Source organism: Nocardia amamiensis NBRC 102102 (assembly GCF_001612745.1).
GTDB lineage: Bacteria > Actinomycetota > Actinomycetes > Mycobacteriales > Mycobacteriaceae > Nocardia > Nocardia amamiensis.
The window spans coordinates 21,589-46,755 of record NZ_BDBA01000050.1 but is presented as its reverse complement, the minus strand read 5'-3'; the positions used below and the strand labels follow the sequence as shown (position 1 = coordinate 46,755).

The following is a 25,167-nucleotide window of genomic DNA, read 5'->3' as shown; positions in this document are numbered from 1 at the left end:
TTCAGATGACCTCCTCGACCGTCAGAACAGGAGCGCAGCGTGGCTGATTCGTCTTTCGATGTGGTGAGCAAGGTCGACCGGCAGGAGGTCGACAACGCCCTGCATCAGGCGGAGAAGGAGCTCAACACCCGCTACGACTTCCGCGGCACCGGCGCGTCCATCGAGTGGTCCGGCGAGGACAAGATCGTGCTCACCGCCGAGGCGGAGGAGCGGGTCAAGGCCGCGCTGGAGGTGTTCAAGGAGAAACTGATCCGGCGGGACATCTCGCTGAAGGCGTTCGACGCGGGCGAGCCGGTGTCCTCCGGCAAGGTGTACAAGATCACCGGTTCGCTGGTGCAGGGCATCGATTCCGAGCACGCGAAGAAGATCTCGAAGAAGATCCGCGACGAGGGCCCCAAGGGCGTGAAAGCGCAGATTCAGGGTGACGAGCTGCGGGTCAGCAGCAAGAAGCGCGACGATCTGCAGGCGGTCATCGCGTTGCTGAAGGGCGAGGATTTCGGCATCGCGCTGCAGTTCGTCAATTACCGCTGACCGGGGGGTCGCAGCGCGGCCGGGTCGGTCGCGTTGAGCGCTTCGACCAGGGTTTCTTCCTCGTAGTCGAAGTGGGTTTCCAATTCCGTTGCCAGGCGGTCGAATTCAGTGCGCAGCCGAGCCGGGTCGCCCGGTTCCGGCGCGTCCAGCAGGGTCCGTAGCCCGGTCAGTGCCGTGGCCACCGCGCCGTGTTCGCGATGCAGCCGCGCCACCACTGGCGCGAGTTCGGGCCGCAGCCGGACCAAGGCCGGAAAGACGCCGTCTTCGCTGGTGTGGTGCTCGCCGAGCGCACCGCAGAAAGCGACGCAGTGGGCACGCAGATCCTGGGGTAATGCGGGTTTCGCCATGGCGTCGGGTGCGTGGAGGTATTCGTCGAGACCTGCACGGACGGTGGCGAGGTCGCGGCGCAACTGGGCATGCACCTGGCGCAGGTGGTCGCCGATAGCCGCGGCACGCTGCTGAGCAGGCGCGGCCGCATCCGGCGAGCCGCCCATGAGCACACCCGCGCCTGCGGCCGCGACGGCCGCGGTGGCGCCCGCGCCCGCCAGGAAGCGCCGCCTGCGCAGCTTCGGCTCCGATAACCGTTGCAGTGCGACCACCGGGATGATCCGCGCGGTCGCCGCTTGGTATGCGGCGAAGGCCGGATCGTCGCTCGCCTGTGCGGCGTAGTGGCGATCTCGTTCGGCGCCTTCGAGGATTCGGGCGCGTGCGGGATAGGTCTCGACCCGGTCCCCCATGCCGATCTCCACGGTCACTTCCGCATTCGCCCGCACGTTGTGAAACCACGCGGGATGGGTGTCGGCGCCGGCGTTGGACCCGAACACCAGGACGCGCGCGCCGTCGCGGCGGTAGACGACCGGCACGGTGTGCCGACGGCCGGTTCTGGCCCCGACGGTGGTCAGCAGCAGGAGCGTCGCTCCTTCGAACATCCCACCGACCTTGCCCGCGTTGGCGCGGAACTCCGTGATGATCGCGCGGTTGAAGTCCGCTGGTCGGGTCCGCTCCGGATCGGTCATCGCCGACGCTCCTTCCCGGCGCGGCGCACTCGCCGCGACCGCTGGTTATAGCCTGATGTCGAAATCGAATTTTGCTTTGCAAGCAAAATTACTTTGCAAACAAAGGCTATTGGGAGGTGCGTGGCGTGTCAACCGAGGAGCGGGCGGGACTCGGCGTCGATGAGGGCATCCGCACTCTGCTGCTGCTCATGCCCCGGGTGGTCGGGCGGGCCAAGAAGCTGGGCGTTCCGAAGGAACTGGAATCCTTCTCGCTCGCCCCTCGGCATCTATCGCTGCTGGCCAACCTGGTATTCGATGGACCGACCACGGTGACCGATCTGGCCGCGCGCCTGGAGGTGGCTCCGACCACGGTGAGCCTGATGGTCGGTGAACTCAGCAGACAGGGTGTGCTCGAGCGCGGCGCGGACCCGGACGATCGCAGGCGCACCATCGTCGCCATAGCGGCGGCCCATGAGAAGTCGGTGCACAAGTGGCTGGGCCGCAGCGCGCGGGCTTGGCGAACGGTGCTGGAACCGCTCACGCCGGAGCAGCGGCGATTGTTCGTCGATACCTTCCGCGCCTACGAAGACCAGTTGGCCATGGACGACTGAGCCGAGCGCCGGGAAGTCAGTACCGGCGCGGGCCGCCCGCCATCTCCTCTAGCCGTTCGACGCGTTCGGCGATGGGCGGATGCGTGGAGAACCAGCGCGCGGCCCGCTCACCCGGGCGGAACGGGTTGGCGATCATCAGATGCGATTGTGCCGTCAGCTTGGGCTCGGGTGGCAGCGGAGCGGCGTGGACACCGCGCTCGATCTTGCGCAGGGCGGAGGCGAGCGCCAGCGGGTCGCCGGTGAGCTCGGCGCCGGACTGATCGGCTTGGTATTCGCGCGAACGGGAAACGGCCAGTTTGATCAGGGTGGCGGCGATCGGACCGAGCAGCGACACCAGCAGCACGCCAAGGATGTTCGGGCCTCCACCGTTGCGGTTGCCGCCGAACATGGACGCGAAGAAAGCCAAGTTGGCCAGACCGGAGATGACAGCCGCCAGCGCGCCTGCAATCGACGAGATCAGGATGTCGCGGTTGTAGACGTGGGAGAGTTCGTGGCCGAGCACGGCGCGCAGTTCCCGCTCGTCGAGAATCTGCAGGATGCCGCTGGTGCAGCAGACCGCGGCATGCCGAGGGCTGCGTCCGGTGGCGAACGCGTTGGGCGCGTTCGTCGGGCTGATGTACAGCTGTGGCATCGGCTGGCGGGCGGTGGTGGCCAGCTCGCGCACGATCCGGTAGACGACCGGCGCCTCCAGCTCGCTGACCGGCTGGGCGTGCATCGCCTTCAACGCGATCTTGTCGCTGTTGAAGTAGGCGTACGCGTTCATGCCTACCGCCAACAGGATCGCGATGACCAGGATGGTCGGGTTGCGGAACATCGCACCCGCGAACACGATCAAGGCCGAGAGGCCCACCATCAACCCGAAGGTTTTCAGTCCGTTCGCGAACCCGTGCATCTGCAGTCCCGCCTCACTCCCCCGATCTCCGAGTATTCAGGCCGTACCAGTTCGGTGGCGCGGGATCTCAGCTGTTGCGTCACCATCTCGTTTATTGCATGACACAAGGTCAACGATAGGAGCCCTGGGCAAAGTTCCGGTGAACCACGGTGGCCGCACGGCCGACAGTTCAGCCGACGCGTTCGATGGTGTAGCGGACCAATCGCTCGAGTGCGTCGTTGGCTGGGCCGCCGGGCAGCGCGGCGAGCTCGGTATGGGCGAGATCGGCGTAACCCTGCAGCTTCTCCTTGGCCAGCACCATGCCGCGGGAGCGGGAGAGCAGATCGAGCGCCTCGGCCACTTCGTCATCGGTTTCCAGCGGCCGGGCGAGCAGCTTGCGCAGGCGGTCGCCTTCGGCGCCCTCTTCGTGCAGCGCGTACAGCACCGGCAAAGTGTGCACGCCTTCGCGCAGGTCGGTGCCCGGTGTCTTGCCGGACTGCTCGGAGGCCGAGGAGATGTCGATGATGTCGTCGGAGATCTGGAAGGCGGTGCCTACCGCGTCGCCGAGCCGGGCGAGTCGCTCGACGTGCTCGGGGTCGGCGCCGGAGAAGGTGCCGCCGAAGCGTCCGGCGGCGGCGATGAGCGAACCGGTCTTCTCCCACACCACGCGCAGGTAGTGCTCGACCGGGTCCTGGGCCTCGCGGGCGCCCATGGTCTCGCGCATCTGACCGGTCACGAGTTCGGCGAAGGTCTCGGCGATGATGCGCACGGCATCGGGGCCGAGGGTGGATGTGAGCCGGGAGGCGTGCGCGAACAGGTAGTCCCCTGCGAGGATGGCGATGTTGTTGCCCCACCGCGAGTTCACGCTGGGGGCGCCGCGGCGCATCGGAGCCTCGTCCATGACGTCGTCGTGGTACAGCGTGGCCAGATGCACCAGCTCCACCACGGTGCCCGCGGTGATCAAGTCGGGATCGGCCGGGCGTGGGCCGAGCTGCCCGGTGAGGATGGTGAACAACGGCCTGAACCGCTTGCCACCCGCCTTGGCCAGGTGCAACGCGGCTTCCTGGAGGAACTCCGCACCGTCGGACAGCTCGTCGACCAGGAGCTTTTCGACCTGCTCCAAGCCGTCGCGCACCGTGGCGGCGAGCTGGTCGTCACCGAGATCGACGCCGGCCACCACCGTGTTCTCGGCGTTGCCGACACCGTCGTGCGCGTCCATGATTCGCTCGCTGCGCTCACTCATGCCTGCGCCTCGCTGACGCTCGGCTCCGGCCTGAGCGAGGTGCTCAGCTGTGTCCATGTTTCGCTCGCTGCGCTCACTCATGGCGGATCTGCTCATTTCTTCTCCCAGCGACGCGTCCGACCCCACGGTAGAGAACCTAGCGTGTCCCCGGCCGATGGCCCATGAACGCCGTCACTCTGCGGCGGATCTGTCTTGTCGCCGTTCGTCGTCGGGGCCACTCGGCGCGGCCGACATCGACAGCGACGAGACGGCCCTGCGAGTATGGACCGCATGGGTTCACCGGAAGCGACTCCCGCTGGCGGCGACGAGGGCGCGTTGCCCAGCCGGGCCGAGGTACTGGTCGTCGGTGCTGGTCCCGCGGGCTCGGCGTCGGCCGCGTGGGCGGCCAGGGCGGGACGGGACGTGGTGCTCGTCGACTCCGCCGTGTTCCCCAGGGACAAGACCTGCGGTGACGGCCTGACGCCGCGCGCGACCGCGGAACTGGAGCAGCTCGGCCTCGGCGAGTGGGTGCGGGCACACATTGTCAACCACGGTCTACGGATGACCGGCTTCGGCCGCGAGGCGCTGCTGAGCTGGCCCGGCGGTTCCTTCCCGACCTACGGAAGCGCCGTTCCGCGAACCGAACTGGACGACAAGCTGCGTGAGACGGCGGTGAAGTCCGGCGCGCGCATGGTGGACGGAACGAAGGTGGTCGACATCACCCGCGAGGGCGACCGGGTCACCGGCGTGACGGTGCGCACGGCCGATGGCGTGCGCACGATCGCCTGCCGGACGCTGGTGGTCGCCGACGGGGTGCGCTCGCCGATCGGGCGGCTGCTCGGCCGCACCTGGCACCGGCAGTATGCCTACGGCACCGCGGCGCGCGCTTACATCAAGTCCGGCCGCAGCGATGATCAGTGGATCACCTCGCATCTGGAGTTGCGCGACGCCTCCGGTGCGCTGGTTCCCGGTTACGGCTGGGTGTTCCCGCTCGGGAACGGCGAAGTCAATATCGGCGTCGGCTCCCTGGCCACGGAGCGGCGGCCCTCGCATATCGCGCTGAAACCGCTTCTGGCGCATTACACGGCATTGCGCACGGAGGAATGGCAATTCGAGGGCTCGCTGCGCGCGGTGGCCTCGGCACTGCTCCCGATGGGCGGCGCGGTTTCGAACGTCGCGGGCCGCAACTGGGTGCTGGTCGGCGACGCTGCGGGCTGTGTGAACCCGCTCAACGGCGAAGGCATCGACTACGGCCTGGAAGGCGGCCACCTGCTCGCCGATCTGCTGGACGAGCCCGACCTCACCACGATCTGGCCGCAGGTGTTGCGCGCACGCTATGGCCGGACCTTCTCGGTCGCGCGCCGGATCGCGGGCCTTGCGACCCATCCGCGCATGGTTCCGCTCGGCGGCCCACCGGTGCTGCGCTCGAAGTACCTGCAGCGCACCGCCGTTCGCGTGATGGGCAACCTGGTCACCGACGAGGACGTGGACCTGACCGCGCGGGCATGGCGAGCGGCGGGTCGGACATCGATGCGCTTCGACGAACGCCAGCCATTCGCCTAGCGGACGTTGCCCCGGCTCGCGCTGGGGCAACGGACGGATCCGTCAGGCGGTCGGTTCGGTGGTCAGCCACTCCTCGATGAATTTGCGCTCGCTCTTGAGCACCCGGTGGTGCAGTTGTTCGGCGAGCGGCTCGATGGCGCCGCCGACCAAAGGCACCTTCACCTGCACGGTGCCTGCCACCTCGAGCTCGGAACCTTCGGCGGTGGAGCGTATTTCGTAGGTCCCGGACATGGCGGTGTTGATGCCGCCGGTGCCTGCCTCGAAGGTGCCCTTGGCGACCTCGCCGACCAGGGGCTGCCAGTTGTCGGTGCGGGAGAAGGTGAGCTCGCTTTTGAGCACCTTGCGCACCAGCGCGGGAATCTTGTCCTCGGCGGCCTTTTCGGTCATGTAGATGCGGATGGTGCCCGCGCCGTCGGGATGCGACAGCTGCAGTGTCGCGGTCGGGGCGTCGGCGAAGCGGGTCTGCCAGAGGTCGTCGGTGATGAGTGCCCGGTGGAGATCTTCGACCGGGACGGTGTAGGGCACGGTGAAGCTGAATTTTCGGGACATGGCCGCCACCGTAGCCGAGCGGGTCGGTAGCCTGTGGCGGTGTCGGAAACCAGCCAGTCCACCGGGCGGCCGATCCGCCTGCGACGGGCCAGGATCGGCGTGCTGATCGCCGCGACCGCCGTCAGCGTGCTGGTCGCGCTGCTGGTGCTGGCCGCGTGGCGCAACGACTACCTGATCAGCTCCGACAAAGGCAGCACCACGGCCGAGGTGCTCTCGGCGGGGCGGCTGCGCTCCGCCGTCATGTACGTCACACCGGACGGTGAGACGCACAATCCGAAGGTCGGCGTGCTGTATCCGACCAACCTCACCGCGGGCGAGCGCATCCGCGTGGAGTACAGCCGCAGCGACCCTGATCTGGTACGCGTGGAGGGCCGCGACGTGCGTGTCGCGATTCCGCCGGCCTTATCGGTCATCGTGGTGGTCTGGCTGCTGGCGCTTCCGGCGTTGTGGCTGCTCACGCGGGTGAGCAAGCGAAGGCCGACGCCGGTCGGCTGAGCTGTCCTGGTGCGGCTCGCATAGCCGGGGTCGAGGGTTCCGGCGAGTTGATCGGCCCGGCGGGTCGAGCGTTGCTGTGGCTGTACGCGTCCTGGCCGAAGGCCGTTGCCAGAGACTTGCGGCCCCGATAGTTCGCCGGAACTTTCCGTGCGCTTCACTTCAGCGTGACGGCGCGGCGCGATGCGGCGGTCAGGCTGGGAGCGTGCGAGTAGCGATCGTCGCGGAGTCGTTTCTGCCGAATATGAACGGCGTGGTCAACTCCGTGCTGCGGGTGCTGGATCACCTGGACCGGCACGGACACGACGCGCTGATCATCGCGCCGGACACCCCGCGCGGGCTACCCGCCGCACCGCCCAGCTATGAGCGGTTCCCGGTCCACCGGGTACCTGCGGTCATGGTCCCGAGGGTCAGTTCGCTCCCCGTTGGGCTACCGCAACCGGGCATCGTCTCGGCCATCGACGACTTCGACGCCGACGTGGTCCACCTGGCCTCGCCGTTCCTGCTCGGCGCGGGCGGCCTGGGCGCGGCGCTGCGCTTGGACCTGCCGACCGTGGCGGTGTACCAGACCGACGTCGCGGGCTTCGCGAAGAGCTACGGTCTCGGGCTGGCGAGCCGGGCGGCCTGGGCATGGACCCGGCGCATCCACGAGGGCGCCACCCGCACCCTCGCCCCGTCTCGGGCAGCGGCAGAGGACCTGGCCGGGCACGGTATCCCGCGCGTGCACCGGTGGGGCCGCGGTGTCGACATCGCACGTTTCACACCGAGCGCCCGATCCGCCGAGCTGCGCGACGCCTGGCTGGCCGGACGGGAGCGGCTGCTGGTCGGTTTCGTGGGGCGGCTCGCGCCGGAGAAGCATGTCGAGCGGCTCGCGGTGCTCGCCGCTGACCCGGATATCCAGCTTGTGGTTGTCGGCGACGGGCCGGAGCGCCAGCGGCTGGCCCGGATGATGCCGACCGCGGTGTTCACCGGTGAGCTCGGCGGCGACGAGCTGGCCCGCGCGTATGCCAGCCTGGACGTGATGGTGCACGCGGGCGAGCACGAGACGTTCTGCCAAGGGGTGCAGGAGGCGCTGGCGTCGGGCGTCCCGGTGATCGGTCCCGACGCAGGCGGTCCGCGCGATCTGATCGCGCACTGCCGCAACGGCTACCTCCTTCCGGTGGACCGGTTCAGCGAACTGCTGCCCAGCGCAGTGGGGGCACTGCACGATCCAGCGCTGCGGACCCGATTCGCGGGCGCGGCCAGAAAATCGGTGCTGTCGCGCACCTGGCCCGCCATTTGCGATCAACTGATGGGCCACTACGCCGAGGTGACCGGGAGCCGGATGCGCTTGCCGCATACGGCTTGACGGGGACGCGGATCCGCTTGCCGCATATGGCTCGAGACCGCGATCGGAGGTGACCGACGTATCGTCGTGCCGTGCTCGATTCGTCCCGGGCTGGGAGTTAGTGTCTTGGCGTGGCGAAAACGCAATCGAACCGGGCCTCGCTGGACAAGCAGCCGCGGGAAGTCGCGGCGATGTTCGACGGCGTCGCCCGGCGATACGACCTGACCAACACGGTGATCTCCGCGGGTCAGGATCGCTACTGGCGCTGGGCGACCCGCAAAGCGCTCGCGCTGCGACCGGGTGAGCGGTTGCTCGATCTGGCGGCCGGGACCGGCGTGTCCACCTTGGAGCTGCGGAAGTCCGGCGCGTGGTGCCTGGCGGCCGACTTCTCCAAGGGCATGCTCGCCGCGGGCCGGTTCCGCGACGTGCCGATGGTGGCGGCCGACGCGATGGCGCTGCCGTTCGCCGACAACTCCTTCGACGCGGTGACCATCTCGTTCGGGCTGCGCAACGTCGCGGACACCGACCTGGCGCTGCGGGAGATGCTGCGGGTCGCCAAACCGGGCGGCAGGCTGGTGGTGTGCGAGTTCTCCACACCCGTCGTCCCGGTGTTCCGCACGCTGTACCTGGAGTACCTGATGAAGGCGCTGCCCAAGGTGGCGCGCGTGGTGAGCAGCAATCCCGACGCCTACGTCTACCTGGCCGAATCCATCCCGGACTGGCCGAACCAGCGCAGGCTGGCGATGCGGATCGCGGCCAACGGGTGGTCGTCGGTGAAGTGGCGAAACCTCACCGGCGGCGTCGTCGCCCTGCATCGCGCGTACAAACTCGGCTGATTCGGAGACCCGGATCACACCTCACCGCCGGATTTGGGCGCGGTGAGGTGGAATGTCACCTGCCGATAACGCGGGGTAAATCCGGCGCAATCGGCGGTCCGCATGATCGAAGGCATGTCTGACGCAGTCACCGGCCGCAGCGACGGCATCGCCCGCACGGCGTGCTCGTACTGCGGCGTCGGCTGCGGGATGACGGTGCAGACCAGCTCCGGCGCCGGGGGCAAGCCGGTGATCGCCAAGGTCAGCGGCGACAAGCTGCACCCGGCGAACGCGGGGCGGCTGTGCACCAAAGGTGCGACGCACGCGGAACTGATGCGCACCCCCGGCCGGATGGAGACCGCATACCGGCGGTCGGAGCGTGGCCAGGTCCCGGTGCCGTTCCCGGTCGACGAGGCCGTGCACGAGGCCGCCACCCGGCTGCGGGCAATCCTGGACGAGCACGGTCCGGACGCGATCGCCCTGTATGTCTCCGGGCAGATGTCGCTGGAAGCGCAATACCTCGCGACCAAGCTCGCCAAGGGCTATCTGCGCACCATGCACATCGAGGCCAACTCGCGCCTGTGCATGGCCAGCGCGGGGACGGGATACAAACAGTCGCTCGGCGCGGACGGGCCACCCGGCTCCTACGACGACTTCGAGCACGCCGATCTGTTCTTCGTGATCGGCGCGAACATGGCGGACTGCCACCCGATCCTCCACCTCCGCATGGCCGACCGGCTCAAGGCGGGTGCGAAGCTCATTGTGGTCGATCCGCGCCGCACCGAGACCGCCGCGCGCGCCGACCTGTTCCTCCAGATCGCACCCGGCACGGATCTCGCGCTGCTGAACGGGCTGCTGCACCTGCTCGTCGAAAACGGCGACATCGACGCGGAGTTCATCGCCGAGCACACCGAGGGCTGGGACGCGATGCCGGAGTTCCTCGCCGACTACCCGCCCGCGCGGGTCGCCGAGATCACCGGACTCGCCGAAGCCGACATCCGCACCGCCGCGCAGTGGATCGGCGCGGCGGGTGAATGGATGTCGCTGTGGACGATGGGACTCAACCAGTCCACGCACGGCACGTGGAACACCAACGCCCTGTGCAACCTGCACTTGGCCACCGGGGCCATCTGCCGTCCCGGCAGTGGGCCGTTCTCGCTCACCGGCCAGCCGAACGCGATGGGCGGGCGCGAGATGGGCTACATGGGGCCCGGCCTGCCCGGTCAGCGCAGCCTGCTCTCCGCCGAGGACCGCACGTTCGTGGAAACCGAGTGGGGCCTCGAACCGGGCGCGCTGCGCACCGAGGCCGGGCCTGGCACGGTCGAGATGTTCCGCGGGCTGGCCGAGGGCACGATCAAGGCGGCGTGGATAATCTGCACCAATCCCGTTGCCACCGTGTCCAACCGGAAGACGGTGATCGCGGGCCTGGAGGCGGCCGAACTGGTGATCGCGCAGGACGCCTACACCGAAACCGCGACCAACGCCTACGCCGATCTGCTGCTGCCCGCCACGCTGTGGGCGGAAACCGATGCGGTGATGGTGAATTCCGAACGCAACCTCACCCTGTTGCAGCAGTCGGTCCCGCCCACCGGCGACGCACGGCCGGACTGGCGGCTGATCGCCGATGTGGCCAACGCGATGGGGTTCCCCGGCTTCGACTTCGCCTCCAGCGCCGAGGTCTTCGAAGAGATCAAGCGGTTCGCGAATCCCGCGACCGGCTACGACCTACGCGGCGTGAGCTACGAGGCGCTGCGCGACGGGCCCATGCAGTGGCCGTGCGCGCAGCCCGAGCGCAGGCGCAACCCGATCCGGTACCGCAACGACGGGGTCAGCCAGACCCTGTTCGTCGACGAGAACGGCCATCAGCCCCGGCTCGCCTTCGCCACACCGAGCCGCCGGGCGGTGTTCTGGCCGCGGCCGCACATGCTGCCGCAGGAGATGCCGGACGACGACTACCCGTTCCTGCTCAACACCGGCCGCCTGCAGCACCAGTGGCACACGATGACCAAGACCGGCAAGATCGACAAGCTGACCAAGCTGAACGGGGCGCCGTTCGTCGAGGTGCACCCGGCCGATGCCGAGCGACTCGACCTGCGCAAAGGCGACCAGCTCGAGATCGCCTCGCGCCGAGGTCGGGCCGTGCTGCCGGTGCAGATCAGCGACCGGGTTCGCCGCGGCGATTGCTTCGTGCCGTTCCATTGGAACGACGAGCAGGGCGAATACCTGACCATCAACGCGGTCACCAACGACGCGGTCGACCCGGCGTCGCTGCAACCGGAGTTCAAGGCGTGCGCGGTAGCGCTGCGCCGGATCGCCGCCGTGCCGCAGCCGAAGACGCCCGTCGCACTGCCCACAGTGGAGTCGGCACACCCGCTGACGGCCGTGCTCGGCCTGGACAGCGGCACCGCACCCACGCTCAGTGAAACCGAGCGGATCTACCTCAGCGGCTATCTGGCCGCGCTGCAGGCGCTTCCGGTGACCGGGCAGCCGATGCTTCCGGAGTCGGCGCCGATGTCCGCGCACACCAGGTTGTGGGTCGATGGCCTGCTCGCCGGTATGTACTCGCGTGACACGGCGGTCCCGGTGACCGCTCCGAGCGCGGGTGCCACCGCGCGTGTGATCACAGTGCTGTGGGCTTCGCAGACCGGCACCGCGGAGGAATTCGCCGCCAAAGCCGCCGCGCGCTTGGCCGAGGGCGGTTTCGCGCCCCGGCTGCTGGACCTCGATTCCTGCGACCTCGGCGCGATCAGCGGCGACGTGTTGCTGATCAGCAGCACGTTCGGCGACGGCGGGCCGCCGGACAACGGAGCCGATTTCTGGGATCGGCTGGCCGAGAGCGTGGTGCGGCTGACCGGTGTGCGATACGCGGTGTTCGCGCTCGGCGACTCGTCCTACGACGACTTCTGCGGCTACGGCCGCAAACTGGACCAGAAGCTGGCCCAGCTGGGCGCGACGCGGCTGCTTCCGCGCGTCGACAGCGAACCCGATTATCAGGACGCAGGCGAACGCTGGCTCGATGACGTGCTCGCCGCGTTCGGCGACGATCCGGCAGGCCCGTCCGACGAGCCCGGCTCCCCCGTCGATCCGCCGGCACGCGGCGGGATCGGCCCCGTGCGCACGGCACAGCACAGCGGTTCGGTAGCCACGATGGAGCGTCCGACCGTCGCGCCCGCGCTCGGCCGGACCCGTACCGCTCCCGTGCCGTTCACCCGCAGCACGCCGCTGCGCGCCCCGCTGGTGCGCAATGAGTTGCTGTCGGCGGGCGATTCGCCGAAAGAGGTGCGCCGGTTCGGGTTCGATCTGCGCGGTCTCGAAGCCGGATACGAGGTGGGCGATTCACTGGGCGTCTGGCCGGTGAACGGCACCTCGCTGGTCACCGAATGGCTGACCGCCACCGGTCTGGACGGCCGCCGGGTGGTCGAAGTCGACGACCGCGAACTACCGCTGGCCGAGGCGCTGCGCACGCACTACGACATCACCAAGGTCAGCCACGACCTGCTCGGCTTCCTCGCCGAGCGCAATCACAGCAGCAGGCTCGCCAAGCTGCTGCGCCGGGACAATCGCAACGAGCTGGCCAACTACCTGTGGGACCGGCAGGCAGTCGACGTGCTGCGCGATTTTCCGGTGCGAGCGGACCTGGTGGAGTGGCTCGCCACGCTGAAGAAGCTGCAGCCACGGCAGTATTCGATCTCGTCGAGCCCGGCGGTCAGCCCGGATGAGGTGGAGCTGACCGTCGGCATCGTCCGCTACGGCGACCCAGCGGCCATCGGTTCTGCCGCGCGCCGGGGCGGGGTGTGCTCGACCTTCCTGGCCGACCGGGCGGGTGCCGAGCTCGCCGACGCGGCGGTGCCGATCTTCCTGCAGCGGGCTCCGCACTTCCGTCCGCCCGCCGACCCGGCGACGCCGATGATCATGGTCGGGCCGGGCACCGGCATCGCGCCGTTCCGCGGGTTCCTGCAGGAGCGCAGAGCCCTCGGCTGCACCGGACGCAACTGGTTGTTCTTCGGCGATCAGCACGCGGCACACAACTTCTACTACCGCGCCGAACTGGAGGACATGTTCCGCTCCGGCTTCCTGACGCGGCTCGACCTGGCCTTCTCCCGCGACCAGCGCGAGCGGATCTATGTGCAGCACCGGATGATCGAGCACGGCGCCGAGCTGTGGTCCTGGCTGCGCGAGGGCGCCCACTTCTATGTCTGCGGCGACGCCAGCCGCATGGCGAAGGACGTCGACGACGCACTGCTGCGGATCGCCCGCATCCACGGCAAACTCGACGAGGACGGCGCGCTTGCGTTCAAGAAGCAGCTGGTCGCCGAAAAGCGCTACGTCCGCGACGTTTACTGAGCTGACGCCCGCACCGTGGCCCCAGCCGCTGGAAAGTTCGTTTCGACCACAACGGCCCAGTTCGCTGAAACGTCCGGGAACTGGGCCGTTCTCGTTGTGCCGGTCAGCGATCTCCGCCGGCTAGTCGGCCAGCAGGTATTCGCGGAGTTTCGCGCGGTCGGGCTTGCCAGGGCCGCGGAGCGGGATCTCGTCGAGCACGGCCAGCTCTCGGGGGGCGGCGATGGTGTCCAGTTCCGCGATCACGTGTTCGCGTAGTTCGTCGAGACTGGGTGCTGCACCGGCGGTGGGCACGATCGCGGCGGCGACGCGTTCTCCGAGTCGTTCGTCCGGCAGCCCGAGCACCACCACCTCGCTGATCGCCGGATGGGTGCTCAGCACCGCCTCGACCACCTGTGGGATCACCAGCAGGCCGCCGGTCGTGATCGCCTCGTCCAGCCGCCCGGTGATGGTCAGCAAACCGTTCTCGAACGTGCCCGCGTCGTCGGTGCGGAACCAGCCCGGTTCCGCGAAGGCGGGATGGTCGGGCTGATTGCGATACCCGGAGGCGATCACGGCGCCGCCGATCACCACCCGGCCGTTGTCGATGCGCAACTTCGTGCCGTCCAGCGGCACGCCGTCGTATACGCAACCTCCGCACGTTTCGCTCATGCCATAGGTGCGGACCACGGCGATGCCGGCGGCTCGGGCGCGCTCGTACACCGGAAGCGGTGTGGCCGCGCCGCCGACGAGCACGCCGTCGAGCTCGGCCAGCGCCGCGGCGGCGAGCGGGGAGTCGAGCGCCTTGATCAGCTGGGTCGGGACCAGGGCCGTGTACCGGCGCTCGCCGCGCATGCCCGAGATGGCGCCCGCAAGCGCTTCGGGCAGGAATCCGCCCGACACGTCCAGCACCGTGGGTTCGGTGCCGGCCAGGATGCTACGCAGCAGCACTTGGATGCCAGCGATGTGATGGGTGGGCAGGGCCAGCAACCAGTTGCCGGGCCCGCCGAGCCGATCGTGCGTCGCGGTGCCGCTGGCGCGCAGGGCTGCCGCGCTGAGCATCGCGCCTTTCGGCACACCTGTGGTGCCGGAGGTGGTCACGACCAGGGCGACCTCGTCGTCGATCGGTTCGCCCGGCGACAGCGCGTCGCTCAGCCGTCTCGACTCGCGCCGGTCACTGGTCGGAATCGGCAGCCACGCGGCGCCATTGCCTTCCAGCGCCTGCCGCAGGTGCGGCATGACGTCGCCGAGACCCGATCCGGTTGGCATCGGCAAGGTTCGCAGTGTCTTACTCATGACCGATCTCGCCGTTCGCCCGGCTCGGTCGTGCCCAGAGCCGCTGTGCCCATGGCTCGCTCGCTGCGCTCCCTCACAGTAGGGATCGTGTCATGCCCGCGTCGCCGCACGCGGAACGGGTCGGTTTGCTGGGGTGGCGCCGCAACAGTGCGGCCACCCGGACGGATCGGGGCTCGAGTACGACTGGCATCGGGACTGCGATTCACTCGTCGGACGGGACGCGGACACGGCACCCCGGACGTCGGCGGTCGGGTGGCCGTCTGAGCGTTATCGTCCTCGCCGGTTGTCACGTTGGCAACTCGAGGCGGCCCGCCGAAGTACCGATCAGTACCGATGTCACGCCGGTGACCAGCGAGAATCCCGTCTGATCGGATGCGACGGCGGTACCTCGACGAACACGATCGGCACGCCGTCGGGGTCGCGTACCCACATCTCGACCAGCCCCCACGGCTCCTCGACCGGGGCACGGTCGATGACGATGCCTTTGAGCGACAGCTCCGCGGCGGCGTCGGACAGATCGCGGACCTGGAGCCAGATGGCGCCCTCGAACGACGACGAGCGGCCCGATCCACCGTGCGCCGCCACCTCGATCAGCGACTGTCCGGCGAAGAAAACCGTGCCGCCGGGATACTCCCGCGCGATGGCCAGCCCCAGCCCGTCCCGGTAGAAGGCGAGCGTGGCCGCGTAGTCGGCGGGACGCAGGATGATCCGGCTGCTGAGGATGTCCATGTCAGAAATACCAGGGATAGGGAGTCCAGTCCGGCTTGCGCTTCTCCAGGAACGCGTCGCGACCTTCGACGGCTTCGTCGGTCATGTACGCCATCCTGGTCGCCTCACCCGCAAACAGTTGCTGGCCGACCAGACCGTCGTCGAGCAAATTGAACGCATACTTCAGCATGCGCTGCGCCTGCGGGGACTTGCCATTGATGTCGGCGGTCCACTCCAGCGCCACGTCTTCCAGCTCGGCGTGGTCGACGACCTTGTTGACCGCGCCCATCTGATGCATCTCCTCGGCGGTGTAGGGGCGGCCGAGGAAGAAGATCTCGCGGGCGAACTTCTGGCCGACCATCTTGGCCAGGTACGCGCTGCCGTAACCGCCGTCGAAGCTGCCCACGTCGGCGTCGGTCTGCTTGAAGCGGGCGTGCTCGCGACTGGCCAGGGTGAGGTCGCAGACCACGTGCAGGCTATGGCCGCCGCCCGCGGCCCAGCCGTTCACCAGCGCGATCACCACCTTCGGCATGAAACGGATCAGCCGCTGCACTTCGAGAATGTGCAGCCGGCCCGCGCGGGCCTGATCGACCGTGTCCGCGGTGTCGCCACTGGCGTACTGGTAGCCGCTGCGTCCGCGGATGCGCTGGTCGCCGCCGGAACAGAAGGCCCAGCCGCCGTCCTTGGGGCTCGGACCATTCCCGGTGATCAGCACCGCGCCGACGTCCGAAGTCATCCTGGCGTGGTCGAGCGCCCGATACAGTTCGTCGACCGTATGCGGCCGGAACGCATTGCGCACCTCCGGCCGGTCGAACGCGACCCGCACGGTGCCCTGCTCGATATGCCGGTGGTAGGTGATGTCGGTCAGGTTCTCGAATCCCGGAACGGGGCGCCACAGCGTCGGATTGAACGTCACCCTCGTGATTATTGCTGTATCTGATTTTGCAGTGCCTGCGGCACTGCGTGTTCGCGGCCCCCTTATGGCTCGCGTCCGAGCGACCGCCGCTGGCGACTTCGCCGCGGACGCGGCGGCCACTCGGACGCGAGCCGGGCCGCGAACGGGCAATGCGCGGTCTCGCTGCGCTCGAAAGAAAAGCTGGGCCAGTGTGGCTGGTTGGCGAGGTGGGTGTCTGACCGCGCCTTCGGCAGCGCGTGTCCGTTGAGCCTCGACTTGACGGTGTAAAACGACGCGTTACCGTGCAGGTATGAGCGATCGAGTGAAACCTGTTATCGACCGGAGCGCGGTGGACGAGTCCCGGTACGAGAAGCACGGCGGATTCCCGAAGGTCACCGCGGCGCGGGTCGGGCCGAACTTCGGCGCGTTTGTCGAGGCCATGCGGACGCTGCAGGATCTCGCGGTCTCCGTGGACGCGCCCGACGACGCCTTCGGGGCGGCGCAGGCCAAAGCCCGTGAGCTGATCGATCTGCTCGAGCCGTACCGCGCTCCGGAGTTGCAGGGCCCCGCGGGCCGGGCCGTCGAACTGCCCGGGCGCGGCAGCCTTTTGCTGCTGCCGTGGCGGGTGGTCGAGGCGGGGCCGGACGGCATCGAGATGACCGGCAGGTTCCGCCGCTTCCACCTCGGCGGGAACGGGGCCGCGCACGGCGGCGTGCTTCCACTGCTGTTCGACGACCTGCTCGGCATGATCGTGCACTACGCCGGACGGCCGATCAGCCGCACCGCGTTCCTCCACGTGAACTACCGCAAGATCACCCCGCTGGAGGCGCCGCTGACCGTTCGCGGGCGGGTGGACCGGATCGAGGGGCGAAAAACTTTCATCACGGCCGAATTGCGCGATGAGCAGGGCGATCTGCTCGCGGACTGCGAAGGATTGATGGTGGAGTTGCTGCCCTGGCAGCCGTAGCCGGGTGAACGCTGGCGCGGGTGCGTATAGTTGCCCTCGCTCGTTCATCGATATCGATCCCGGAGGAACCCCAAAGTGGTTGCAGCACTGTCTGAATCCCTGCTCGACGACGCCAAGCGCCCGGCTTTCCTTGCCGATGCCGTCGAGGTTCTCGACGCCGAGGTCTCGGACAAGGGTGGTGCGTCCGGCCTGGCTGTGAAGGGTGGCTACGCGGCGGTCAAGAAGATCAGCCCGACCATCGTGCCCGATGCGCTGGAGTCGTTGGCGCCCAAGCTCGTCGCGCAGCTGGAGCCGTTCTGGCAGGAGTACGCCGCGTCCGGCTCCGGCAAGTTCGCCGATCTGCTCGTCGCCAAGTCCGACGAGGTCGCCGAGGCGTTGCTCGCTGTCACCGACGCGCGCGCCGATGCCTCCACCCGGCCCGCCCTGAAGAAGGTCTACTCCTCGATGCGCTCGTCGGCGAAGAAGAACGTCATCGAGGCGCTGCCGCGGGTCGGCGACCTGATCCAGAAGCACGCCAACTGATTGCGAGGTCGCACATCGGGGCACCCCGGCTTCCCGGCCCCTCGATGTGCGACGCACGCGGGACCTGGTCGATGCGCACCAAGCGACGAGATCGACCAGGGCGTCGAACCGCTACTGCGGTGTGGTTTGCTGGGCGCCGATGGGCGGACGCGCAGGTAGGGCGAATATGCGCCCACCAGCACCGCCCGAGCCGCACGCAAGTCCATCTCGAATCCAGTGCCGTGGATGTGGGGCCCGACAACGACCATCCGGTCCCGGCGCAGGGCAGCACGAATCCGGCCACGCGGTGGACGTGGCCCAGAAGACACTGAGACATGCCCCTCCCGGACGTCGAACAGGCGGAACTGTCTGCCAGTCTGGAGGCGTGAACCCGTCTACAGCACAAGCGCAGGTCGTCGTCGACGAACTCGTGCGCGGGGGTGTGCGGGATGTCGTCCTGTGCCCCGGCTCCCGGAACGCTCCGCTGGCCTTCGCCCTGCAGGCCGCCGACGCGGCCGGGCGGTTGCGGCTGCACATGCGGATCGACGAACGAACGGCGGGCTTCCTGGCCGTCGGACTCGCCGTCGCGAGCAGGCTCCCGGTCCCGGTCGTGATGACCTCGGGCACCGCGGTGGCCAACCTCGGGCCCGCCGTGCTGGAGGCCAACTACGCCAGGGTCCCGCTGGTGGTGCTCAGCGCCAACCGGCCCTACGAGCTGCTCGGCTCCGGCGCCAACCAGACCATCGAGCAGTTCGGCCTGTTCGGCAGCCAGGTGCGGGCCACCATCTCGCTCGGCCTGGCCGAGGAGGAGGCGGGCGACGCCGACCATCTCCCCTACGGTCAGCAGAACAGCCAGTGGCGCTCGGCGGTGTGCCGGGTGCTCGCCGCGGCACGCGGCACCCGCTCCGGCAACGCGGGCCCGGTGCACTTCGACGTCCCGCTGCGTGAACCGCTCGTCCCCGACCCGGTGCCGAACGAGTCGGTTCCCCCCGGCCGGGTGGGCGAGTGCGCCTGGACCGAGACCCAGTACGCGACGCTCGATGTACCGCTCGATCTCGATCTGTCCCCAGACACCGTGGTGATCTCCGGACACGGCGCCGGGCTCCGGCCGGAACTGGCGGCGCTGCCCACCGTCGCCGAGCCGACCGCCCCCATGCACGGCCCCCCGCTGCACCCGCTCGCGCTGCCGCTGTTGCGGCCACGGCAAGCGATCATCACCGGCCGTCCGACCCTGCACCGCCAGGTGTCGAAGGTGCTCGCCGACCCGGACGTCCGCGTGTACGCGCTCACCACCGGCCCGCGCTGGCCCGACGTGTCCGGCAACGTGGTCGGCACCGGAACGCGCGCGGTCACGACGGGTGAACCGAGCGCCGAATGGCTGAATCACTGCCACGAACTGAACGCGAAAGCCGACCAGGTGGTGCGCGCCGAACTCGCGCGGCACCCGAAGCCGACCGGACTGCATGTCGCCGCGGTCGTGATGGACGCGCTGCGCGACGGCGACCAGCTCCTGCTCGGTGCGTCGAACCCGGTGCGCGACGCGGCGCTGGTGTCCCACCCCCGCCCTGGGATCAAGGTGCTGTCGAATCGCGGCGTTGCCGGTATCGACGGCACGGTGTCCACGGCGGTCGGCGCCGCATTGCACCACCCGGGCCGCACCATCGCGCTGATCGGCGACCTCACGTTCCTGCACGACGCGTCCGGCCTGCTCATCGGGCCCGGCGAACCGCGGCCGGCCGATCTGACCATTGTGGTCGCCAACGACGACGGCGGCGGCATCTTCGAGTTGCTCGAGCAGGGCGATCCGCAGTACGCGGGCGTCTTCGAACGGGTCTTCGGCACACCGCACGGCATGGATCTGGCCGCGCTGTGCGCCGCCTACCGCATCCCGCACCGGCAGGTCGATCCACAGCGGCTGGCCGTCGAGCTGACCGGGCACGCGCACGGCATGCGAGTGCTGGAGGTCGCCACCGAACGGTCGAGCCTGCGTGAACTACACGCGACGGTGCGAGCGAAGATCCAACCCTGACCGGTCGCCGGGCCGGTCAGTAACCGAATTCGTCGTCGACCTCGTCATCCAGCGGGACCGCGATGGACTGTTCGACCACGTCCGCCGGATTGGCCTCCCACATGTCGCGCTCGATGACCGCCCGCTCGGTGCTTTCTTCCCGCTCCGATACGTCGTCGGGTAGGACCGGCTCCTCCGGATACGCCGGAATGGACTGCTCCGCGAGATCGGCCTCGGGAACCGCGTCCGCAAGGGGATCTGTCATCGTGCGCTCCTCTCCGCGTGGGCCTCGCGATCGGCATACCCGCTGTGGCACGCCGCAATCATGTGCGTTATCCCGCCTCGTCCGCACGCGGGGCCGCGGTGTTCGCGGGATGCTCCACCAGCGCGAGTGTGCGCCCGGCCATGAACCGCGCGGTGCGCACCGCCGTCCCGGACCGCGTCACCTCACTGACTTCCACCACGCCGCGCGCGATCCGCACCTCGACGCGCCGCCCGGCCCGCGTAGCCGCGATCTCGTAATTGCGAGACCCGTCGCCGACATCGACGACGATCTCCACCCGATCACCCTTCATCCTCCAATTATCCGCTTTTCCAGGGCTTTTCGCCGCTACGGCTGGATAACGGCAGTGCTGCGCGAGCGGTCTGGCGGAGCGGGTCGGGGCGGCCCGTCCTGCCACGCGCGGCTACGCCGCCGCCCGGCGCAGACCGAGTCCGAGCATGCGGGCGATGCGGCTCATGAGCTGGGACATCGCGGCCGGAAAGGAATCCGGCTCGGGGACCGTGACCGGGCGGATTTGACGGTGAGCGGCCCACCGCACGCCGGCACCGATGAATTCCGTCCGGCTTCCCGGTCTCACTAGATGGAGACATTCCCTCGCTCAGGAGATTCTATGAATCCGGAATTCGATTTCGAACCGGCCGCTACCGCGCTCGAGACGGTGGTCGCCGCCATCACAGACGACCAGCTCACGTTACCGACGCCTTGTGCCGACATGACTGTGCGTGACCTCCTGGTACACGTTGTCGAGCTGACCGAGGCATTCCGGCAGGCTGCCACCAAGGAGGCAGTGGGTCGTTCCGTCGACCCGGACACGAACCAGGAACGACCGCTTGTTCCGGATTGGCGCGGCAGAATTCCCGCGCAGGCGAAGGCACTCGTCTCCGCATGGCGTGAACCAGCCGCATGGGACGACGTCACCGAAGCGGGCGGCGTCACGCTGCCCGCCCCGGTCATGGCCATGGTCGCGCTGGACGAACTCGTCATCCACTGCTGGGATCTCGCCAAAGCGACCGGCCAGGAACCGCGCTTCGACCCCGCCGACCTCGGGGTGCTCGTCGAATTCCTGGCGGACACGCCGCCCGAAGGCACACCGGGACTCTTCGGCCCGGTGGTGCCGATACCGGCCGAAGCGCCTGTCCTGCATCGGGTTCTGGGTCTCACCGGGCGCGACCCGGCTTGGACCCCATAGCCGGCGTCGCGTCAGGCCGGTATGACGAATATTCCGGCCTGCGCCGCGCGGGCAGCTGCCACCGCGGTTGCACGGATGACGTTGTCGTCGATGGGATCGCCGCTGGCAAGCAACCTATAGTAGAGCGGACCTGATACTGCGGACAGGACGGCACGAGGGTCAGTGCCCGATGGAGCCTCGCCCCGCTCTATCGCGGCCGCGACGCAGGGGGCCCATTCGGTGAGCCGGATGTCGTAGAAGCGGCGCAGCGCGGTGGCGGCGGTCTCGTCGCAGGTGGCGGCGGCGATGACGGCTTTGAACAGCCGTCCTTGCCGAGGGTCGGTCAACGTCGAGGCGACCAGATGGGCGTTGGCGGTGAGATCACCGAGCAGCGAACCGGTGTCCGCGTGCGGCAGGGACTGTTCGGCCATGTCGGCCAGCAGATCGGCGACCAGCCCGGCGGGCGTGCGCCAGCGGCGGTAGACGGTGGTCTTGCCGACCTCGGCGCGCGCCGCGACCTCGGCGAGATCCAGCTGGGCGAAACCACGTTCGGCGAGAAAGTCGCCCGCGACGCGCAGCACGGCCTCGCGGACCCGCGCGGTGCGTCCACCAGGGCGAATCGATCCGGGCGCGGCCCCTTCATACTCCATAACGGGACTCCAGTTTCATTTATTGCTCAGCGCGTGTAGAGTTCGAGTCACTAACGGAACTATAGACCCCTTTAGGGGACGGTGAACACGCATCAGGAGGGCGGTCCGGTGAACCTTCAGACGATGGACGCGCAAATGGAGTATCGGCGGCTCGGCGCATCGGGTCTGCTCGTCCCGGCACTGAGCTTCGGCGCGGGCACCTTCGGCGGGCGGGGTGAGTTGTTCGGCGCGTGGGGCGACACCGATGCCGAGCAGGCCCGACGGCTGGTCGATATCAGCCTGGACGCCGGTGTCACGATGTTCGACACCGCCGACGTCTATTCCGACGGCGCCTCCGAGGAGGTACTCGGCGCCGCCGTCAAAGGCAGGCGTGATCGGGTGCTGCTGTCCACCAAGGCGACGTTGCCGACCGGCCCGGGTCCGTTGGACGCCGGTTCCGGGCGTGCCAGGTTGATCGGTGCGGTCGAAGCGTCGCTGCGCAGGCTGGGCACCGACTACATCGATCTGTTCCAGTTGCACGCCTTCGACGCGGGCACCCCGGTGGAGGAAGTCGTCGCCGCATTGGACGGCCTGGTGCGCGCGGGCAAGATCCGCTATGTCGGTGCCTCGAACTTCGCGGGCTGGCAGTTGATGAAATCCCTTGCCGCGGCCGATCGCAACGGCCTGACCAGATACGTCGCGCACCAGGTCTACTACTCGCTGATCGGGCGCGACTACGAATGGGAGCTCATGCCACTCGGGCGGGACCAAGGTGTCGGCGCGGTGGTCTGGAGCCCGCTCGGCTGGGGCAGGCTCACCGGCAGAATTCGGCGCGGCCAACCGCTTCCGGAGGGCAGCCGTCTGCATCGGACCGCCGAGGCCGGTCCGCCGGTCGACGACGAGAAGCTCTACGACGTGGTCGACGTCCTCGACGAACTGGCCGCCGAAACCGGTCGGACGGTCCCGCAGATCGCCTTGAACTGGCTGCTGCGCCGCCCCACCGTCGCGACCGTCATCGTAGGCGCCCGCAACGAGGACCAACTACGCCAGAACCTCGGCGCCATCGGCTGGGAACTCGACGCCGACCAAATCGCCCGCCTGGACAAAGCCGGGGCCACCACCCCGCCCTACCCCTACTACCCGTACTACCGCTTACCGGACTTCACCCGCCTGAACCCGCCCGCGGTGTGAGCGAACCACGATCGGCGAGGCCGCACGGCCGGTCTCGCCGGTCGCGATGACGCGCCGCATCCGGCACGACAGAGCCGTGCAAGGGCCGCGCAAGCAGAGACCGGCACAGTCGTCGGCATGACTTCTTTCGCACCATATTCAGCGCTCGCCGTGGAGGCGGACGGCCTGGTCAAGGTGTTCGGGGAACAGCGCGCCGTCGACGGTGTGAGCCTGGCGGTGCCGCGGGGCTCGGTGTACGGCGTGCTCGGACCGAACGGCGCGGGCAAGACCACGACCATCCGCATGCTGGCGACCCTGCTGCGCCCGGATGGCGGCAGCGCCCGGATCTTCGGCCACGACGTGGTGGCGGAGCCGACGGCGGTCCGCTCGCTGCTCGGCGTGACCGGTCAGTACGCCTCGGTCGACGAGGACTTGACCGCCACCCAGAACCTGATCATCTTCTCGCGCCTGCTCGGCCTGAGCCGAATCGACGCCCGGCGCAAGGCGGCCGAACTGCTGGAGGAATTCGACCTCGTCGAGGCGGCGAACAAGCCGCTGCGGAACTTCTCCGGCGGCATGCGGCGCAGGCTCGATCTGGCCGCCAGCCTGATCGCCACGCCGCCGCTGCTGTTCCTGGACGAACCGACCACCGGCCTCGATCCGCGCACCCGCGCCCAGATGTGGGAGACCATCCGCCGCCTCGTCCGCGAGGGCGCGACGGTGCTGCTCACCACGCAGTACCTGGACGAAGCCGATCAGCTGGCGGACCGGATCGCGGTGATCGACCACGGCAAGGTGATCGCCGACGGCACGGCCGACGAACTCAAGGCATCGGTGGGCGGTTCCTCGCTGCACTTGACCCTTGCCGATCGCGGCCAGGTGGACGAGGCGCGCCGGATCATCGGCGATTTCCTGGGTACCGAAACCCAGATCACACCGGAGGCGGGACGGCTCACCGCGCCGCTGCCCGACGCCGGCGTCACCACCGATCTGCTGATCCGCCTGCGCGACTGGGAGATCGGGATCGACGAGATCACCGTGAGCAAGCCGAGCCTGGACGAGGTCTTCCTCACCATCACCGGCCACCCGGCCGACGACACCACCGACGAGTCCGAGAGGAGCGCGGCATGAGCGGCCGAATCATCGACACAGCGTGCATCGCGCATGCCGGAGCCGAGCACAGCGAGGTGCGGGCATGAGTGTCATCACCGAGACCGTAGCGCGCCATGCCGCGCCGACCCCGATTCCCGAAGTCAGCAACCGGATTTCGATCGGGCAGGCGGTGGCGAACTCGTTCACCATGGCCTACCGCGGCCTGCTGAAGATCAAACACAAGCCCGAGCAGCTGTTCGACGTCACGATTCAGCCGATCCTGTTCACCGCGTTGTTCGCCTACATCTTCGGTGGCGCCATCGGCGGCAGTGTGCGGGACTACCTGCCGATCCTGATCCCCGGCATCCTGGTGCAGACCGTGGTGCTCACCTCGGTCGTCACCGGCACCCAGTTGCGCGAGGACATGGACAAGGGCGTTTTCGACCGGTTCAAATCGCTTCCGATCGCCCGCATCTCGGCCCTTGCCGGAGCGTTGATCGCCGACATGGTGCGCTATGTCATCGCGACCGTGCTGACCATCGTCGTCGGCCTGTGCATCGGCTATCGGCCGGAGGGCGGCGTGTTCGGCGTCGTCGCGGCGGGTCTGGTCATCGTCGCCTGCTCGTTCGCGATCAGCTGGATCTGGGCGCTGGTCGGCGTCACCGGCAAGAGCGCGGCGGGCGTGCAGGGCATCTCGATGATGATCATGTTCCCGCTCACCTTCATGTCCGGCGCGTTCGCGCCGGTGAGCACCATGCCGGGCTGGATGCAGGGGCTCAACCACGCGAATCCGGTGTACTACATGGTGAACGCGTGCCGCGGGTTGATGAACGGCGGCGCGTACGGCAGCGACCTGGCCTGGTCGCTGATCGGCTCGCTGATCGTGATCGCGATCTTCGCCCCGCTCACCGTCAAGGCGTACATGCGCCGGGCGTGAAGTCCACGACATCGGCGCGCCGGGTGACGACCAGTCGCCCGGCGCGCGGTCATGTGGGCGAGAGCTTCCGCTGCGACGTGCGACATATGGCGGCCCGACCATCGCGGGAACACGCAGGAGTGCAATTCCTGCGACGAGTACCGAGCCCCGCTTCTCCGAGACCGGCGAAAGGTACCCACGCGATCGGCAGCGGCCGTGCAGGCGAGGCTACTTCGAC

Annotated in this window: 24 protein-coding genes; 14 read left to right on the top strand and 10 right to left on the bottom strand. The window is 68.7% G+C overall.

The window, feature by feature from the left end; translation table 11 throughout:
* Positions 1–39 precede the first annotated feature (39 nt).
* The gene (locus NA4_RS12455) at positions 40–531 is read left to right on the top strand and encodes a YajQ family cyclic di-GMP-binding protein (protein WP_039802015.1); all 492 of its coding nucleotides are present in this window, start codon (positions 40–42) and stop codon (positions 529–531) included.
* On the opposite strand, the gene NA4_RS43485 is transcribed toward NA4_RS12455, so the two are convergent.
* Entirely contained in the window at positions 522–1,547 is a 1,026-nt protein-coding gene (locus NA4_RS43485; protein WP_067468942.1) for a nitroreductase/quinone reductase family protein, read from the bottom strand. The two genes, NA4_RS12455 and NA4_RS43485, sit on opposite strands and share 10 nt — an antisense overlap.
* Before the next feature lie 125 nt (positions 1,548–1,672).
* Here NA4_RS43485 and NA4_RS12445 point away from each other — a divergent pair, with 125 nt between their 5' ends.
* Positions 1,673–2,137: a MarR family winged helix-turn-helix transcriptional regulator gene (locus tag NA4_RS12445; protein ID WP_245671303.1), complete on the top strand. Its 465-nt coding sequence runs from the start codon at positions 1,673–1,675 to the stop codon at positions 2,135–2,137.
* A gap of 16 nt (positions 2,138–2,153) precedes the next feature.
* On the opposite strand, the gene htpX is transcribed toward NA4_RS12445, so the two are convergent.
* Positions 2,154–3,029: a zinc metalloprotease HtpX gene (htpX, locus tag NA4_RS12440; protein WP_067468939.1), complete on the bottom strand. Its 876-nt coding sequence runs from the start codon at positions 3,027–3,029 to the stop codon at positions 2,154–2,156.
* A 169-nt stretch (positions 3,030–3,198) separates the two neighbouring features.
* A complete protein-coding gene (locus tag NA4_RS12435) occupies positions 3,199–4,251 on the bottom strand; it encodes a polyprenyl synthetase family protein (RefSeq protein WP_373862781.1) in 1,053 nt (350 codons plus the stop codon).
* A gap of 270 nt (positions 4,252–4,521) precedes the next feature.
* Between NA4_RS12435 and NA4_RS12430 the strand changes: the two genes are divergently transcribed.
* Positions 4,522–5,793, top strand: a complete 1,272-nt coding sequence (locus NA4_RS12430; RefSeq protein WP_067469009.1) for a geranylgeranyl reductase family protein — start codon at positions 4,522–4,524, stop codon at positions 5,791–5,793.
* A 42-nt stretch (positions 5,794–5,835) separates the two neighbouring features.
* On the opposite strand, the gene NA4_RS12425 is transcribed toward NA4_RS12430, so the two are convergent.
* Positions 5,836–6,342: a DUF2505 domain-containing protein gene (locus NA4_RS12425; RefSeq protein WP_067468936.1), complete on the bottom strand. Its 507-nt coding sequence runs from the start codon at positions 6,340–6,342 to the stop codon at positions 5,836–5,838.
* A 39-nt stretch (positions 6,343–6,381) separates the two neighbouring features.
* Between NA4_RS12425 and NA4_RS12420 the strand changes: the two genes are divergently transcribed.
* The 4 genes from NA4_RS12420 (at position 6,382) to NA4_RS12405 (ending at position 13,320) form a co-directional block, all read left to right on the top strand.
* A complete protein-coding gene (locus NA4_RS12420; RefSeq protein WP_084497022.1) occupies positions 6,382–6,837 on the top strand; it encodes a DUF3592 domain-containing protein in 456 nt (151 codons plus the stop codon).
* A gap of 202 nt (positions 6,838–7,039) precedes the next feature.
* Positions 7,040–8,182, top strand: coding sequence for a glycosyltransferase family 4 protein (locus NA4_RS12415; RefSeq protein WP_084497016.1), 1,143 nt, complete (start codon positions 7,040–7,042; stop codon positions 8,180–8,182).
* A gap of 110 nt (positions 8,183–8,292) precedes the next feature.
* The gene (locus NA4_RS12410) at positions 8,293–8,997 is read left to right on the top strand and encodes a demethylmenaquinone methyltransferase (RefSeq protein ID WP_067468929.1); all 705 of its coding nucleotides are present in this window, start codon (positions 8,293–8,295) and stop codon (positions 8,995–8,997) included.
* A 114-nt stretch (positions 8,998–9,111) separates the two neighbouring features.
* Entirely contained in the window at positions 9,112–13,320 is a 4,209-nt protein-coding gene (locus tag NA4_RS12405) for a bifunctional nitrate reductase/sulfite reductase flavoprotein subunit alpha (protein WP_084497021.1), read from the top strand.
* A 120-nt stretch (positions 13,321–13,440) separates the two neighbouring features.
* On the opposite strand, the gene menE is transcribed toward NA4_RS12405, so the two are convergent.
* The 3 genes from menE to NA4_RS12390 form a co-directional block, all read right to left on the bottom strand.
* A complete protein-coding gene (gene menE / locus NA4_RS12400) occupies positions 13,441–14,592 on the bottom strand; it encodes an o-succinylbenzoate--CoA ligase (RefSeq protein ID WP_067468921.1) in 1,152 nt (383 codons plus the stop codon).
* A gap of 336 nt (positions 14,593–14,928) precedes the next feature.
* The gene (locus NA4_RS12395; RefSeq protein ID WP_067468918.1) at positions 14,929–15,321 is read right to left on the bottom strand and encodes a VOC family protein; all 393 of its coding nucleotides are present in this window, start codon (positions 15,319–15,321) and stop codon (positions 14,929–14,931) included.
* Between the two features lies 1 nt (position 15,322).
* Positions 15,323–16,216, bottom strand: a complete 894-nt coding sequence (locus NA4_RS12390) for a 1,4-dihydroxy-2-naphthoyl-CoA synthase (protein ID WP_067468915.1) — start codon at positions 16,214–16,216, stop codon at positions 15,323–15,325.
* 289 nt (positions 16,217–16,505) lie between these two features.
* Here NA4_RS12390 and NA4_RS12385 point away from each other — a divergent pair, with 289 nt between their 5' ends.
* From NA4_RS12385 to menD, 3 genes are all read left to right on the top strand, one after another.
* Positions 16,506–17,162, top strand: coding sequence for a PaaI family thioesterase (locus NA4_RS12385; RefSeq protein ID WP_067468912.1), 657 nt, complete (start codon positions 16,506–16,508; stop codon positions 17,160–17,162).
* 75 nt (positions 17,163–17,237) lie between these two features.
* Positions 17,238–17,684, top strand: coding sequence for a DUF6918 family protein (locus NA4_RS12380; RefSeq protein WP_067468909.1), 447 nt, complete (start codon positions 17,238–17,240; stop codon positions 17,682–17,684).
* Between the two features lie 364 nt (positions 17,685–18,048).
* Positions 18,049–19,692: a 2-succinyl-5-enolpyruvyl-6-hydroxy-3-cyclohexene-1-carboxylic-acid synthase gene (gene menD, locus NA4_RS12375; protein ID WP_067468906.1), complete on the top strand. Its 1,644-nt coding sequence runs from the start codon at positions 18,049–18,051 to the stop codon at positions 19,690–19,692.
* 16 nt (positions 19,693–19,708) lie between these two features.
* Here menD and NA4_RS12370 read toward each other — a convergent pair whose 3' ends face one another.
* Both NA4_RS12370 and NA4_RS12365 read right to left on the bottom strand, forming a co-directional pair.
* Positions 19,709–19,936, bottom strand: coding sequence for an Rv3202a family protein (locus tag NA4_RS12370; protein WP_067468903.1), 228 nt, complete (start codon positions 19,934–19,936; stop codon positions 19,709–19,711).
* Positions 19,937–20,003: 67 nt separating this feature from the next.
* Positions 20,004–20,246: a DUF8836 family protein gene (locus NA4_RS12365; RefSeq protein ID WP_067468900.1), complete on the bottom strand. Its 243-nt coding sequence runs from the start codon at positions 20,244–20,246 to the stop codon at positions 20,004–20,006.
* Between the two features lie 318 nt (positions 20,247–20,564).
* Between NA4_RS12365 and NA4_RS12360 the strand changes: the two genes are divergently transcribed.
* Positions 20,565–21,143 carry a TIGR03086 family metal-binding protein gene (locus NA4_RS12360; RefSeq protein ID WP_067468897.1) on the top strand — a complete coding sequence of 193 codons (579 nt, stop codon included), beginning with the start codon at positions 20,565–20,567 and terminating at the stop codon, positions 21,141–21,143.
* Between the two features lie 11 nt (positions 21,144–21,154).
* Here the strand turns inward: NA4_RS12360 and NA4_RS12355 are convergent, their stop codons facing one another.
* Positions 21,155–21,772, bottom strand: a complete 618-nt coding sequence (locus NA4_RS12355) for a TetR/AcrR family transcriptional regulator (protein ID WP_067468894.1) — start codon at positions 21,770–21,772, stop codon at positions 21,155–21,157.
* Positions 21,773–21,907: 135 nt separating this feature from the next.
* Here NA4_RS12355 and NA4_RS12350 point away from each other — a divergent pair, with 135 nt between their 5' ends.
* From NA4_RS12350 to NA4_RS12340, 3 genes are all read left to right on the top strand, one after another.
* The gene (locus NA4_RS12350; protein WP_067469003.1) at positions 21,908–22,942 is read left to right on the top strand and encodes an aldo/keto reductase; all 1,035 of its coding nucleotides are present in this window, start codon (positions 21,908–21,910) and stop codon (positions 22,940–22,942) included.
* Between the two features lie 117 nt (positions 22,943–23,059).
* Positions 23,060–24,052 (top strand): ATP-binding cassette domain-containing protein, encoded by a 993-nt coding sequence (locus NA4_RS12345; RefSeq protein WP_067468891.1) that lies wholly within the window; start codon positions 23,060–23,062, stop codon positions 24,050–24,052.
* Positions 24,053–24,116: 64 nt separating this feature from the next.
* Positions 24,117–24,950 carry an ABC transporter permease gene (locus NA4_RS12340; protein WP_067468888.1) on the top strand — a complete coding sequence of 278 codons (834 nt, stop codon included), beginning with the start codon at positions 24,117–24,119 and terminating at the stop codon, positions 24,948–24,950.
* Positions 24,951–25,167 lie beyond the last annotated feature (217 nt).